This is a genomic window from Bacillus sp. 196mf (genome assembly GCF_003217275.1).
In the GTDB taxonomy this organism is placed as follows: Bacteria; Bacillota; Bacilli; order Bacillales; family Bacillaceae_G; genus Bacillus_A; species Bacillus_A thuringiensis_S.
This window is the reverse complement of record NZ_QJTG01000004.1, coordinates 76916-91097: the sequence shown is the minus strand read 5'-3', so window position 1 is coordinate 91097 and position 14182 is coordinate 76916. Positions and strand designations below refer to the sequence as shown.

Sequence of the window (14182 nt, the reverse complement as noted above, 5' to 3'; positions counted from 1 at the left end):
CTACTTTTCAATTTTTAAATGTGTATGTTTCTTATTAGATTTTGCCAAGCCAATTGTAAGTGGCAATCCAACTACTAAGAAAACGATAACATCGGAAATTGTTGCTCCTAATACTTGGATAACAATTTTGTCAAATGGTTCTCCCATCACAATAATATCGAATGCCCCAGCAAATATAATAGCAATGACAATACCAACTAGCCCAGTAATTGCTAAATAAGAAATATGCCCCTTGTTAAACGACCCGTTTTTCACACTAAAACCAACTCTTTTTTGAATAAGACCCATCGAAAAACCAATAATCCCTGAACTAGTAACCCAGCCCCACCAAATCCCCCATCCAGCAATCGTATCTGTTACGGTATGACCGATAAGTCCGATTAACAGTCCTGCCACTGGACCAAATAATGCTCCAAAAACAGTTAATATAGCTAATGCTGGTTTAATAAATGTATTCGGTGCAATAGAAAATCCCCAAAGTCCTAATATCCCGTATAATGCTGCTCCAATACCGATTGCTACTACTAACTTTGTTGATAATTTGTTCATTACAATTCCCCTCTCATATTAGTCAACTTTTATTACTCTATATTTAATTTAAAAATGAATTATGCATCTACACTCCCTTTCTATACAACAAAAAATGACCTCTTATATAAGAGGTCATTTTCTTTCACGTTCAAGAATCCTCTTATCTTTCAAAAAACACAACGTGTCCTCTGCGGAATTAGCACCTTCCTATAAAATTACATAGGGGTTGCTGAGGTTTCTTAGGGCCGTTCCCTCCACCTCTCTGGATAAGTATTAATTTGTAATTCGTATTATGGCACTAAAGAATGTAAATTTCAACACTTTTCTTACTATTTTTATTTTTTGTTAAATAGATCATTTAAATCATTGTATTCTTATCGGAATTATGAAATAATAAATTCAAAATCGTTTCGGGAGGAATGCATTATGAAAGTTATTGGTTTGATTGGAGGATTAAGTTGGGAATCTACATCATTATACTATAAACATATTAATACACTTACACTCTCTCAATACGATCAAAATGCAAAGTTAGTTTTATATAGTATGGATTTTGGTGAAGTAACTACTTTATTACAAAACCATCAATATGAAGAAGTGAAAAATGAACTAGTTACAGTTGCAAAGAAAGTTGAAAAATCTGGGGCTGAATGTTTATTAATGTGTTCAAATACCGTACATCTATTTGCCGAGGAAGTAGAACAAGCAATATCTATCCCGCTTCTTCACATTGGTGATGTAAGTGCTAAAGAAATGGTAGAACAGAATATAAAACGTATCGGACTATTAGGAACAAAACAAACGATGGAGCAAGATTTCTATAAATCACGATTAGCGAAATATAACATTGAGACAATTATCCCCAATGACGAGGAAAGAACTTTTATCCACCATGTCATATTAGATGAATTAAGTAGAGGGATCATTTCAGAAACATCTAAAGAAGAGTTATTACAAATTACAAAATCATTAATTCAAAATGGTGCTGAAGGTATATTATTAGGCTGCACTGAAATACCTTTACTCATCTCCCAAAATGATCTCACTGTTCCCGTTTTTGATACTGCTTTTTTACATGCAAATACTGCTGTGCAATTTGCTGGATAAGAATATACAAGCATAAAGGTGAGAACCTCTATGCTTGTATACAGTTACGACTATTTATCCCGCTATTTATGGGTAGTAAAATCCCTACCGATTAAAGTTTTAATTTATTTAAAAGAGATTCAATAACTGCAATTGCTTCTTTTGAACCACCACATTCTAAAAAGCTATCATTAAGTTTTCTTATACCATGTTTATACTTTTCATTTGAAAGAACATCTGTTACGGCCTCTTTTAAAGTGTGCACATTAACATGTTCTTTCAATAGTCTATGTGCCGCTTCAAGCTCAGTTAGTCTTTGCGCTATCATAGGCTGGTCTTTATCATGCGGTATTATTACAAATGGGACATTATAATGAATGGCATCGTGTACGCTATTCATACCGCCATGTGTAATAAAAACATCTGCTTCATTTAATATTTCTGATTGAGGTACGTATGGAGCAATTATAAAATTATCTGGTGCTTTCTTAATTTTAGAAATATCATTTCTATCACCAATTGCCATTACAACTATCCCATCAAAATCTGAAAAAGTATCAATACAAGTATTAAAGAATGGTTCGAGTCCTTCAAGCAGTGTTCCCATTGAAATATAAATAACTTTCTTTTCTTTAAGTGATTCCAGTGGAAACTTTATATTTGTTTTACGCTTTGAAATACTCGGTCCAATAAAAATGTTATTTTCCCCGAACGATTCGCTATTAGGTTGGAAATAACAACTTGTGTATACGAGACAAACATCACCCTTATTATTCATAAATTGAAGATTATTCTTTGGTTTTACTCCAAATTTATGTTCCATCTGATTTAGTAATTTTTCAGAGATTTCCTCTGGTTGGAATGGCATATCTGCATTTGGATGAAAAGGTAATGTCTTCAAAAATTCTGGCGGAATTAAAAATATAGGTGAGGACACTACACCTGGAACTTGTAAATACTCCTTTACTAACTCTCCTGCGCCAAATATATCATAAATTACGAAATCAAAATTTATACTTTCACATAATTGTTTCGTAATTTCTAATATATATAAAGAAGTTTGAACATGCACATGAAAGAAAGCATTTAACCCAGATGAGGTTTCAGCATCAATAGAAATCTCTTTTAATAGATCCGGATGAGTATGTACAGTAGCTCCTAAATCTTCAATTCTATCCTTAAAGTTTGCCGTTGTAATATAATGTACATTATCCCCTCGTTCAGTAAAGGCTTTTACTAAATTTAATGTAGGGTTTACATGCCCCTCTGCTGGAAAATTAACTACTAAAATATTTAGCACTTATTTCTCACTCCTTACATTTCATTGTTTTAATTAAGCATACTGTTATTTGTACAAGTAATCTTCCCCTAATAGTCCTAATATGCTTGTTACATTATGTTGATAAATAATTTTCAGTCATCAACATAAAAAAAGCATCTACCTATGTAGATGCCTAACCGTGATAAGGAGTGTTCTGTGAGGTTAGAACAAGCTTTTCTGCTTGTCCTATGCTATCAATATATGATTTATTTTATAAAATGTGAATCGTTAATAGAATTATTTTATCCATTTTATATGATCAAATGGATAAAATACCATTTCTACCTTACCTATTATATTTGACTCATCAATAAGTCCAAGTGTATTCCTACTATCTTTACTATGATTACGATTATCACCTAACACAAATAATTTATGCGTAGGAACTTTTATTTCTCTAAAATTTGAAAAACGATTGGATACTTGTAACATATCTAAATGTATATACGACTCATCACGCTTTTTACCGTTAATATATACCTCATCCTCTTTTAATTGTATATTATCCCCCGATAATCCAATAATTCGTTTCACATAGTAAGTAGGCTCGTCTTCTTTTTTTATGATGACAACATCCCCATGCTGAAAAGACGATAAACAGACGTTTACCTTATTAACAAGTATATAATCTTTTTCATTTAAAGTAGGTTGCATCGAAATTCCTTCTACCATACAAAATAAAAATGACTTATTAATAAAAATAACCCCTATTATAATTAAGATGTAGCTACATATGTTCCTCCAATATTTTAGAATAAACAGCTTCATATATACCTCATTTCTAATCTATTCCCAGATAAAAACGCCTCTAGTTCACATGAATGCTAGAGACGTTTCGTCCATTTTAATTCTCTTTAGAGTTATCTGTTTTTTGCGCTTCACCAGTTAATCGCTTATTTTTCAAATCAAAATAAGCATCTAAAACTTCTTTTCCAATATCGGAGTTAATGCCCGATTTATCATTTTCAACCCACGGTACTACAACAGAAAACGCTACTTCTGGATCATCATATGGCGCATATCCAGCTAATGTTAAGTTATAACATTCTCTACGGTCGCCTTTCTCATTTCGCCCAATTTCATTTTCTCCACCATATACAGTTTGTGCGGTTCCTGTTTTACCAGCTGGTTTATATGGTGCTTTTTGGAACGCTCTTACTCCCGTTCCATCTCCGTCTTGAAATACTTTTCTAAATCCTTCTTTTACTTGATTAATATATTCTTGTTTCATATCGATTCTATTTAAAACAACGGGTTCTATTGATTGTACTACTTTACCAACCTCATCTTTTTGAACGGTTTGTTCTCTAATCTCTTGAACAATTTGTGGTTTCATTCGATACCCTCCATTTGCGATAGTCGAAATATATTGTGCAAGCTGAAGTGGTGTATACGTATCATATTGTCCAATAGAATAATCTAATAAGAAACCAGGCTGATTATCTTTTCTTCCAATTTGGCCTGCAGTTTCATTTGGTAAATCAATACCAGTTTGTACGCCTAGTCCAAATTGCCTGAAATAATATCTCATTTTATCAAAATATTCTTGTTTAATATCTAGCGAACTATTTTTTACATAATCCACTCCAGCAATTTTTAATGCTATATTAAACATATAAACGTTTGAAGAAACTTGTAACGCTCTTAGATCGTCTATATCACCAAAATTTTTCCAAGACTTCTTTTCCTTAGTTCCTTTAAACTTCATAGGTGCATCATAAAAATGTGTCCCAGGAGTTATTGCATTTGTTTCAAACCCTGTTAACACTGTCGCACCTTTAACCGTTGATCCAAGCTCATATGAACTTGTCAGCGTGCCTAAAGCATAATCTTCTACTTCCATTTTCCCATCTTTTTCTACAAGCCTTTTCCCAGCCATTGATAATACTTGGCCATTTTTAGGATTCATCATCACTACGAAAGCACGGTCTAACATTGATTCTGATCCTTTATATTGTTTTAATATTTTTTCTATGCTCTCCTCTACTTTTTTTTGCAATTCCATATCTATTGTTAAAGTTAAATTTTTACCGCTTTTTCCTTCCGAAACCGTTTCCGTTCTAATAGTATTTCCTTGTTTATCAGCAATGCTTCTTACTTCTTTTTTTGTACCATGAAGTACATCTTCGTATTGCTGTTCGATATAACTTTTGCCGACCCTATCATTTCGGCTATAATCACGCACTAAATAATAATCTAATCGTTCACGTGGCAATCCTTCATCAGCATTTGAAACGTTACCAAGGACAGAACGGAATAATCCATCATTTACATAGATTCTCTCCCAATCAACTGATGCGTCTACTCCTGGAAGGTTCGCTAAATTTTCACTAATCACCGCATATTCCTGTTCACTAACGTCCTTTTTAATAATTTGAGGTGCCATTTGAAAACCTGAGGTCATTTTACTTTTAATAGCTAACACTTCTATATCTTTAGCCGTTAGTTCTTGAAGATTTTTATCTGTAACGCGTTTCCTTTTTAAATCTTCTATTTTTTTGTCTAGCTCTTTTCCGGTAATATCCTTATCTCGGAACTTATCTATTTCTTTTTTTGATACTAAGTCTTGAGCAAGTTCTGGATTTAATTGCATCCAAAAGTCTTTCTTATCAGTCTCAGTTAACTTATCTATATCTTCTTGTGGCATTTCAATAATATCTGCAAGTTGTCTTGCTGATTTTAATATTTCTTCTTGTTTTACACCTTTCACCTTTGTATATGTAATCGTACGTAAAGACTTATTATCAACTACTGGATTTCCTTCACGATCAAATATTTTCCCACGTGGTACAGAAAGGCCCACGGTTGCATTTTCTCTCTTCTCTACTTCATTTTTATATGTTTCTCCATCAAAAATTTGCACTTTCCCTAACTGAATAATAATGCCAGAAAATAATAAAAATACACAAAGGAATAAAATATTTAACCGGAGAGGTACTACTCTACCACTTTTCTTCTCTTGCTTTTTCACTTTGTCATAATCTCCTCCTTACAATATTTCAAATAATAATCACATTTCTATATTAAAAGTAATGTACAATTTCTATACATTGCTTTGTACAAATATTAATATAATGTTTAAAACTTAATAGAAATTAAAACAAAGGTAAAGAAAAGGTAAAGTTTACTAAATTAAATATAAAAAATACCCAATAACAAAAAGCTTAGTTTTCACTAATCGCTTTGTTATTGGGTATTAATTGATTTAAGAATTACTACTAGTGCGTATTGGTATACATTTGTCGTCACAATTAGAAAGAGATTGTTTACTTAGTACTTTCGGTAAGTAAATAGTTACTGTTGTCCCGACACCAACCTCACTCATGATACTAATTGTCCCTTGATGACTTTCAATAATTTTATAACTTAACATTAATCCAATACCAGTCCCTTTTTCTTTCGTACTATAAAAAGGTTCACCTAATCTCTTAATTCTTTCTTCAGGTATTCCTATTCCTTCATCTATTACATGAATAATGACACCATCATCATTTATTTCTTTTATGTGAATTGAAATTTCCCCACCATTTGGCATAGCTTCGATTGAATTTTGCAAAATATTAATAAATACTTGTTTCAATTGATTTTCTGAGCATTCAATAATTATATCTTTGTCATCCGTAAATAGTTCAACTTGAATATTTGTCATAATTGCTTTTGTATTCATTAACGATACGACATTTTTAAAAATTTGATAAATATTTTTCTTTTCTGTATTTATCTCATCTGTTTTAGCGATTGATAGAAATTCTTGTAGGATTGCTTCTATCCTTTCAATTTCAGAAAGCATAAGATCAAAATATCTTTCTTGATCTTCTTTATTAATTTGGAATAACTGTATAAAACCTTTAATTACAGTTAAAGGATTTCTTACTTCATGAGCCACGCCAGCTGCTAATTGACCAATTGCTGCAAGCGTATCTGATTTGTTTAACAATTCTTCTGTCTTTTTTCGCTCTGTAATGTCGCGTATAATAATCATAATTTTATCACGTAATAATGGTAAACACCTAGCTTCAAAGAAATCAATACTTCCATTAAGTGTGAGTGGATATTCTACAATTACATTCGTTCCTTTTTCCTTCACTTGATTAATGGCTTCCTGAAACTGCTGCGCTACTGAAGGTGGTAATACTTCGTAAAACTTTTTTCCCATAAAAGCTTCTGCGGGTACGTAAAACTTCGTAGGAGATCCTGCCTTGTAATCAATAATCGTGCCATCATCTTCTGTTAAGAAACATAAATCTGGTAAAGCTTTAAAAATTAATTCAAGTTCAGATGTTTGTTGTTTTAACTGCTCTTCTATCGCTTTTAAATGCGTAATATCTACACCAACAGCCCAATAACTATATCCTGTTACAGGAAACTGTTCTGATATATTCGACCACATTATTGTTTTGATTTCACCATTTTTACATGTTAAGTGCATTTCCCAATCTCTGAAATTTTTTCCACAAGTTAAAAATTTCTTTTGTATTTGCTGGCGATAATTATGATCAGGATACAATAATTGCAGTGCATTTGGATTTCCAATTATTTCTTCAGCGGTATAACCTGTTACGATTTCACATTCTCGGTTCCACAAAACAAAATCTCCATTATAATCAAGCGCATCGACCATAACAGGCATATTTTGTAAAATCGTATGTAGTTCCTCCTCTTTCCGAGAAAGCAACGTTGTATTTTTACTTTGAAATACCTTTATTGCACCATCTAAAATTAAACTTGAGAGCATTTCAAAGTATTTTTGACAACTGAAAATTTCACTTTTTTTGGACCATACAACAAAAGATCCTAAATGTTGATTGTATAAGAAAATGGGGATTTCAATCTTTGGAAGTTTACTCTTTTTTATCTCATTCATTCCGAATGAAAAAACACACTCTTTTTCAGCATCAAGAAGTTGATGTGATATGTTAGTTAATTTATAAAATTGTTCTGCCATGGTTTCTATTGTACTCACATCAATAAGTTCCATTAGCCGCGAATTCATTCTTTGTTCACCTCAATATGTAAAATTAATACAAATCTAAAATTCATACTTCTCCATTATACGAAGAAAGCTAGTGTAGGTATATAGCTGTAGAATAATTATTCGAACAAATTTTATCTTTCAATTAAAACAAGAAAAGAATATATATACTGAATACACCTTTAATTAGTATATATTTCGTTCATTCCTCATTTATTGTCTAGGTAACTTGAATTCCTCCTTACATTCACTTAATTTTCACTTGAGAGTCATACGCGTCACTAATAGCGGTATAAACATGCAATAAGTATAAAGTTCATAAAATATTCACATTTTTATGAAAAATATACACATTTATTCCAATATATTCTATATAATGAAATGTAATAAGGCTTCTATGAATCTCATAGAATACCTTACCCCTAATAAAAAGAAAAAAGAATCCATTTGGATTCTTTTTCTTTTTTTAATTACATTACATATTTATATAAAGCATGTGCCACACCATGTTCTTCATTTGATAACGTTTCGTATTTACACATTGCTTTTATTTCTTCAACTGCATTCCCCATTGCAATTGATATGTTCGCTTTTTCCATCATAGAAACATCGTTTAGCCCATCACCTATCGCTACAGTGTTTTCAGCCGGAATATTAAGATGTTCTGCTAAAGTATATAATCCATTCCCTTTTTGAGCATCTCGATGATTAATCTCTAAATTGTGCCAATATGAAGATGTAATTGCTAAATCTGTATTATGAAGAAATGTTTCTTTGAGTTTTTTTAATTTCTCAATTTCATAAGAAAATGGTAATAGTTTATGCACATGTATATCTGTTTCTACAATTGGTTTACAACTTTCCGCACTATGAAACGCTGTATGCTCAAGATATAATGCTGCGATTGTTTCTAACTCTTTCAAGTCGAAATTTTCTTTTGAATTCTTCACATACTCAATTTCATTACGTACACTCTCTACTCCATAATCTGGTACGTACACACCTTTATCAGTATAAAGCTGATAATATAAACCATTCTCTTCAAGATATTCTACAATTTCAAGTGCCTGCATATTTTGAATTGGATATCTCTTCATCATTTTTTTATCTTTATATATAAGAGCACCATTTTCCGCAATGATTGGACACTCTAAATCAACTTCTAACAATAATCGCTCAATGTCAACAATAGAACGTCCTGTACAAATTGCTACAACATGGCCAGCTTCTTGACATGTTCGAATTGCTTCTGCATTTTCTTTACTTATCATTTTATTCCCCGAAAGAAGAGTTCCATCTAAATCAATTGCGATTAATTTCATTATTTCTTCACCACTTTCTATAAATACACGAGTTCTAATTAATTATTAGGTATCGTTTTCATACAATCCTCGTGAGGTACTTCTTATTTATAATTTATGAAAAGCGTTTCAGGTCAAGAAATAATTAAAAATAAAATCCAAAGCTTTTCTTTTTAAAAAAGCTTTGGATTTTAAACTATGAATTATAACTAATGTATTTTGTCTCACACATGTACACATTTTTTTCTTCAGTTGGGATATATACTTTAAACTTTTCTAACCGTTTTCCATAGACATGAATCGTAATAACGCTTTCATTTTTGCTAATTTCAAGAATATGACAATCCGCTGGTGGAATTACTTTATCTGTTTCTCCTTCTCCCAAATAAAGATTTCCTGTATGTGTTAAATAAACAAGTGAATTTCCAAGTTGTTTCGTTTGTATAAAGTTCTGCACCATAATCCTTCCTGAAAAAACGCCTTCTACGCCCCATGTGCCGTCATGATCATGTAAAGGTGTAGATTGTCCATCTCTCCATACGAGAGCCAGTACTTCAAAACGTTTGAGCGGATCTTCATACAATAAATGTCGTGCATATTGAGTCAAATTGGCCTTCTGTTTATCTAACGGAAGCCATGTTTTCTTTTCTAAAAGTTCTTCTAGTAACTTTTCAATGCCACACACTATTTCTTCTTCAAATAAACCGTTTTCCATAAGATCTGTAACACCTTTAATAAACTTTTGAAATGATTTACTTCCATTACAAGTCAACATAAGAATCCTCCTCTACGTTTTATACAATTCCATATTAAGGTGATTACCGAAAACTCACAATTGAGAAACAAAAAACAAGATGCAAATGTATGCACCTTGTTAAGATTTTTATTTAGCTTTCAATCGAATAGGTAAGTATTTTAATGTTTGTTCATTTTCCAATATACATTTTTCTAAACAGAAAGATGGAGATAGCTCTATTTTTTCAAAAGCATTTATAAAGGTAGTTAATGCAATCTCAGCCTCTAAACGTGCAAGTGGTGCTCCTAAGCAAAAGTGAGGACCTTTCCCAAAGGTTAAATGCTTTTCATTTCCTGTTCGATGTACATTAAATTGAGAGGCTTGTGAAAATTTTTTCTCGTCTAAATTCGCTGCACTAACCCACGCAACAATCATCTGATCCTTTTTCATTAAAGAACCAAATATATTTGTATCCCCTGTAATCCTCCGGGCTAATGTAACAGGAAAGCGATAGCGTAATACTTCCTCAATCGCTTTTGAAATTAAGTTAGGTTCTTTTCTTAACTCTTCATAAATTCCAGGTGAATCTACTAAAAAGCAATAAAAGCTATTAATAATTAAATTTGTAGTGGTTTCATTCCCAGCTGCTAGTAAACCTAATGAAAAGGTTACAATTTCTTCATCGGTTAATCTTTCGCCTTCATATTCAGCTCGAATTAAATCAGAAATGATATCATCGGTTAAATGATATCTCTTTTCCTGAACAATCGGTAGAAGGTATGCTTTGAATTCATTTAATGCTATCCCTTTCTCAGCATCCAGATCATTAAACTTTTCTTTACTATACGGCATAAATAAAATATCAGACCATTCTTTAATTTTTTTACGATCTGTTGTTGGGACTCCTAATAAATCAGAAATAACGGTAACAGGTAAAGGTGCAGCAAACTGTTCAACGATATTAACTTCACTACATTTTTCGATATGTTGTACAAGTTCATCTGCGATAGCCTGTATTCGAGGTTTCCACTGTTCTAAACTTCTTGGAGTAAATGCCTTAGAAACAATGGAACGTACATTGCGATGTTCTGGTGGATCTGTAGAGTTTATATTTATTCTAGTTTCTAAAGGAGGGATTGAGAATTGTCTGCGCTCCCTTCTACTTGAAAATAAGCGATAATCTGATAAAACACGATTTACATCATCATATAAAAAAACATTCCATACATCCTGCTCTTCATCATAATGAACTGGGTGATTATCCCTCATCAAACGATACCATTCATATGGATTCCATAATTCTTCTTTTGTTTTCAGCTTTGAAATTTCATGAACTAAAATAACATTTTCAGGTGAAGCCATAGTTCTTTCCTCCCTTTTCTTTTACAATAAAAGTGATAGGTCGGCAGTTCAAAGTTGTATAAACTATCATATGTTATTTTAACATATACTAAAGGGGATTTTTCATTAGAGAACTTGAGAAATATATAAGGGGGATTTTTATGTACGTTGACATTTTACTACTAGCAGAATTAACGACCGGACCAAAACATGGATATGAAATCAAAAAAAATGTTCAAAATCGTTTAGGTGAGAATTTTGAATTAAATCACAACATGCTTTACCCTGCCCTTAGGCGCTTTGAAAATATGGGTGCTATAACGAAAAAAATACATAAACAAGTTGGAAAACCAAACCGAAATATGTACGATATAACAGAAACAGGAGAAGAAATTTTTTCTGAAATGTTACGAGAGTTTCCCGAAAAACTTGCGACAAATAATGCAGAATTTCTTGTTCGTATCGCGCTATTTGAAAAACTTGAATATGAAGCTAGAAAAGAGATTTTGACTGTACGTCAAAACGTACTACATAATCAACTTACCGCTATTCAGTCTCTAGAGGTTACCTCACCCTTTATCACTGAAGTCATTGAATTTAGTAAATCACGAATTGAACATGAATTGAGTTGGATTACATCACTTATGAAGAAAATATGAAAAAATAACAAAAAAAGCTAAAATTAATGAATGAAAATGATATTTATTATCAATAATATGATTAATAAAAGGGCAACCACGATTTGGCTACCCTTAAAGAATTTACACTTCTGGATCGAATGTTTTGCAATCTGTTTCTTCCGTTGTAGATGCATGTTTACCTTTATGACTTACTACGTAAATTGCCTCTGCACTACATTTATTACCGTTCGCCCAAAATTTACAGTTGTTTACTTCACATAAAACGTCTTGTGCCATAGTATCACACCTCCTTGTTCTATTATCATTAACAAAATTCGGAGGTATGATACTATTTGTCATCCATTTTTCATTCCCTTTTTAGCTTTCTTAATGGTTCAATATCTCCGCGTACAATAGCATCAATATTTCCAGTTATTTTTTCAATATCAAAATGCCACCATTGAATTTGCAATAATTCTTGAATTATTTCATTTGAAAATCTCTCTTTTATTTTATTTGCAGGGTTTCCACCAACAATTGTATATGGTGCGACGTCTCTAGTCACAACAGATTTAGCTGCAATGATTGCACCATCCCCTATTTTTATTCCGGGCATAATTGTTGTATCCATACCAATCCAAACGTCATTTCCTATAACTGTATCACCTTTATAAGGTAAATCAGACAAACTAGGTGTATACTTCTCCCACCCATTTCCAAATATATTAAATGGATATGCCGAAAATCCATCCATCCGATGATTCGCTCCGTTCATAATAAATTTAACTCCAGATGCAATACAACAAAACTTTCCAATAGTAAGACGATCTCCAAGAAATTCATAATGATGTAATACTCGATCTTCAAATGTTTCTCCATCTTTCGCATCATAATAAGAATATTCACCAACAAGTATATTAGGTTTTGTTATTATATTTTTTATAAATTGAACGTTTTGATTTCCTTCAATAGGGTATTTAACATTTGGATTAGGATTCATTTTGTACGGCACTTCCTTTACCACTTATTTCACTTTCTACCGCTATTACTGGCTTTAAATTGTATATAGGTAAAATAAACAATAATCCAATTATAAAAAGTAAAGACGTCCCTTCATACATCATACTTAATGAAAACATCTCTTTTAATGAGCCAGCTATACTCATCGTTACTACCATTGAACCGGTAAAAAGCGGACTTAAAATACCATTTACACGACCTATAAAATCGGTATCGCTATTTTGAATAATAAGCGTATTAATACCAATTTGGATACACGGAAGAGCTAAACCACTAAAAAGCTGCGCTGTAAGTGTCACCCATAAATTTGTAGAATATCCTATAATGCCAATACCAATTGCTTGACCAAGCATACCGATAATTAACATCTTTTGCGGAGCAACGTTTTTCGCAAATACCATTGCTAATGCTCCGCCAACAATCATTCCCGCACCATTTACTGTTAGTAGCCACTGTAAACTCTCTTTTGATAATCCTAACTGCTCAGTCACAATAAATATACCTAATGGCTGAATTAATCCTATACCTAGTCCTGCAGCCATAAAACAAAGCCCTAGCAAAGTTAATGCTTTTTTCTTTTTGACATACTTAATACCATCCTTCATCTCCTGCAACAGAGTGATACCTTTCTTTTCTACGTCGTTTTCAAGATCTTTCGGAAGGAATAACAATACAACTGCCGCAAGTAAAAACGAGATACCTGTTATGATGATTGAAATATAAATTCCAAAACTATGAAAGATAAATGTCCCTAGTATTGGTCCTAATACCATAAATATTGCAAATATCGTTTGATATATAGACATTGCTAATTGAATTTGTTCCGTTGATAAATGTTGTTTAAACAATTTCATTCCAGATGGTTGTGAAAACTGTGAAAGGATTGCAGAGATGAGTGTCACAAAAAACACAATTTTCCACGTTCCAAACATAAGCGTAATTAATACAGCGAATACTGAAATGGAACTTAACGTTTCACACCATATCATTGTCTTCTTTGGCTTCCACCTATCAGCAAAAGTACCGCCAATAAATGAAAAAATAAAAATTGGAGCGAATTCAGCAACTGAAATCATCGAAATAGCAAAAGCATCACCTTTTGTCATTTCCATTACATATAGTAATACCGCAAAGTTTCGAACCCATATTCCTATTTGTAAAAATAATGCTGATGCTAAAATCCCTTGAACAAACCGATTTTTTAATACTTGTGATACCCCATTGTTTTGTTTCGTTACTACATTTGTCGACATA

At 32.2% G+C, this 14182-nt stretch carries 13 protein-coding genes and 1 riboswitch; of the genes, 2 read left to right on the top strand and 11 right to left on the bottom strand.

Going from position 1 to position 14182, the window contains the following annotated elements; all coding sequences use genetic code 11:
- Complete coding sequence (locus tag ATL10_RS08800) at window positions 1–549, bottom strand: ECF-type riboflavin transporter substrate-binding protein (RefSeq protein ID WP_090977954.1); 549 nt, start codon at window positions 547–549, stop codon at window positions 1–3.
- A 139-nt stretch (window positions 550–688) separates the two neighbouring features.
- Window positions 689–804: riboswitch (SAM riboswitch) on the bottom strand.
- 153 nt (window positions 805–957) lie between these two features.
- Between ATL10_RS08800 and ATL10_RS08795 the strand changes: the two genes are divergently transcribed.
- Window positions 958–1638 (top strand): aspartate/glutamate racemase family protein, encoded by a 681-nt coding sequence (locus tag ATL10_RS08795; RefSeq protein ID WP_053564339.1) that lies wholly within the window; start codon window positions 958–960, stop codon window positions 1636–1638.
- A 91-nt stretch (window positions 1639–1729) separates the two neighbouring features.
- Here the strand turns inward: ATL10_RS08795 and ATL10_RS08790 are convergent, their stop codons facing one another.
- The 7 genes from ATL10_RS08790 to ATL10_RS08760 all read right to left on the bottom strand — a co-directional run bounded on the left by ATL10_RS08790 (window position 1730) and on the right by ATL10_RS08760 (window position 11309).
- Window positions 1730–2917 carry a macrolide family glycosyltransferase gene (locus ATL10_RS08790; RefSeq protein WP_110496767.1) on the bottom strand — a complete coding sequence of 396 codons (1188 nt, stop codon included), beginning with the start codon at window positions 2915–2917 and terminating at the stop codon, window positions 1730–1732.
- Window positions 2918–3175: 258 nt separating this feature from the next.
- Window positions 3176–3706: a signal peptidase I gene (gene lepB / locus ATL10_RS08785; RefSeq protein ID WP_002094036.1), complete on the bottom strand. Its 531-nt coding sequence runs from the start codon at window positions 3704–3706 to the stop codon at window positions 3176–3178.
- A gap of 76 nt (window positions 3707–3782) precedes the next feature.
- Window positions 3783–5909 carry a peptidoglycan D,D-transpeptidase FtsI family protein gene (locus ATL10_RS08780; protein ID WP_071714913.1) on the bottom strand — a complete coding sequence of 709 codons (2127 nt, stop codon included), beginning with the start codon at window positions 5907–5909 and terminating at the stop codon, window positions 3783–3785.
- Between the two features lie 234 nt (window positions 5910–6143).
- Window positions 6144–7931 carry a PAS domain-containing sensor histidine kinase gene (locus ATL10_RS08775; protein ID WP_100910227.1) on the bottom strand — a complete coding sequence of 596 codons (1788 nt, stop codon included), beginning with the start codon at window positions 7929–7931 and terminating at the stop codon, window positions 6144–6146.
- A gap of 449 nt (window positions 7932–8380) precedes the next feature.
- On the bottom strand, window positions 8381–9232 hold the full coding sequence (locus ATL10_RS08770) for a Cof-type HAD-IIB family hydrolase (RefSeq protein WP_110496765.1): 852 nt from the start codon (window positions 9230–9232) through the stop codon (window positions 8381–8383).
- A 175-nt stretch (window positions 9233–9407) separates the two neighbouring features.
- Window positions 9408–9986: a cysteine dioxygenase family protein gene (locus tag ATL10_RS08765; protein ID WP_090977956.1), complete on the bottom strand. Its 579-nt coding sequence runs from the start codon at window positions 9984–9986 to the stop codon at window positions 9408–9410.
- A 108-nt stretch (window positions 9987–10094) separates the two neighbouring features.
- Window positions 10095–11309 carry a cytochrome P450 gene (locus tag ATL10_RS08760; protein WP_065228912.1) on the bottom strand — a complete coding sequence of 405 codons (1215 nt, stop codon included), beginning with the start codon at window positions 11307–11309 and terminating at the stop codon, window positions 10095–10097.
- A gap of 140 nt (window positions 11310–11449) precedes the next feature.
- On the opposite strand from ATL10_RS08760, the gene ATL10_RS08755 reads away from it, so the two are divergent.
- Entirely contained in the window at window positions 11450–11947 is a 498-nt protein-coding gene (locus ATL10_RS08755; protein ID WP_000289121.1) for a PadR family transcriptional regulator, read from the top strand.
- A 102-nt stretch (window positions 11948–12049) separates the two neighbouring features.
- On the opposite strand, the gene ATL10_RS08750 is transcribed toward ATL10_RS08755, so the two are convergent.
- The 3 genes from ATL10_RS08750 to ATL10_RS08740 form a co-directional block, all read right to left on the bottom strand.
- Window positions 12050–12205 (bottom strand): DUF1540 domain-containing protein, encoded by a 156-nt coding sequence (locus tag ATL10_RS08750; protein WP_000046095.1) that lies wholly within the window; start codon window positions 12203–12205, stop codon window positions 12050–12052.
- A gap of 70 nt (window positions 12206–12275) precedes the next feature.
- Window positions 12276–12908: a Vat family streptogramin A O-acetyltransferase gene (locus tag ATL10_RS08745; RefSeq protein ID WP_090977958.1), complete on the bottom strand. Its 633-nt coding sequence runs from the start codon at window positions 12906–12908 to the stop codon at window positions 12276–12278.
- Window positions 12898–14181, bottom strand: a complete 1284-nt coding sequence (locus ATL10_RS08740; RefSeq protein ID WP_110496763.1) for an MFS transporter — start codon at window positions 14179–14181, stop codon at window positions 12898–12900. Before ATL10_RS08740 ends, ATL10_RS08745 begins: the two co-directional genes overlap by 11 nt.
- Window position 14182: the final 1 nt, after the last annotated feature.

Coding starts and splice junctions, on each gene's coding strand:
- ATL10_RS08800 (WP_090977954.1), bottom strand. CDS start 549: ATGAACAAATTATCAACAAAGTTAGTAGTAGCAATCGGTATTGGAGCA.
- ATL10_RS08795 (WP_053564339.1), top strand. CDS start 958: ATGAAAGTTATTGGTTTGATTGGAGGATTAAGTTGGGAATCTACATCA.
- lepB (WP_002094036.1), bottom strand. CDS start 3,706: ATGAAGCTGTTTATTCTAAAATATTGGAGGAACATATGTAGCTACATC.
- ATL10_RS08775 (WP_100910227.1), bottom strand. CDS start 7,931: ATGAATTCGCGGCTAATGGAACTTATTGATGTGAGTACAATAGAAACC.
- ATL10_RS08770 (WP_110496765.1), bottom strand. CDS start 9,232: ATGAAATTAATCGCAATTGATTTAGATGGAACTCTTCTTTCGGGGAAT.
- ATL10_RS08765 (WP_090977956.1), bottom strand. CDS start 9,986: ATGTTGACTTGTAATGGAAGTAAATCATTTCAAAAGTTTATTAAAGGT.
- ATL10_RS08760 (WP_065228912.1), bottom strand. CDS start 11,309: ATGGCTTCACCTGAAAATGTTATTTTAGTTCATGAAATTTCAAAGCTG.
- ATL10_RS08755 (WP_000289121.1), top strand. CDS start 11,450: ATGTACGTTGACATTTTACTACTAGCAGAATTAACGACCGGACCAAAA.
- ATL10_RS08750 (WP_000046095.1), bottom strand. CDS start 12,205: ATGGCACAAGACGTTTTATGTGAAGTAAACAACTGTAAATTTTGGGCG.
- ATL10_RS08745 (WP_090977958.1), bottom strand. CDS start 12,908: ATGAATCCTAATCCAAATGTTAAATACCCTATTGAAGGAAATCAAAAC.
- ATL10_RS08740 (WP_110496763.1), bottom strand. CDS start 14,181: ATGTCGACAAATGTAGTAACGAAACAAAACAATGGGGTATCACAAGTA.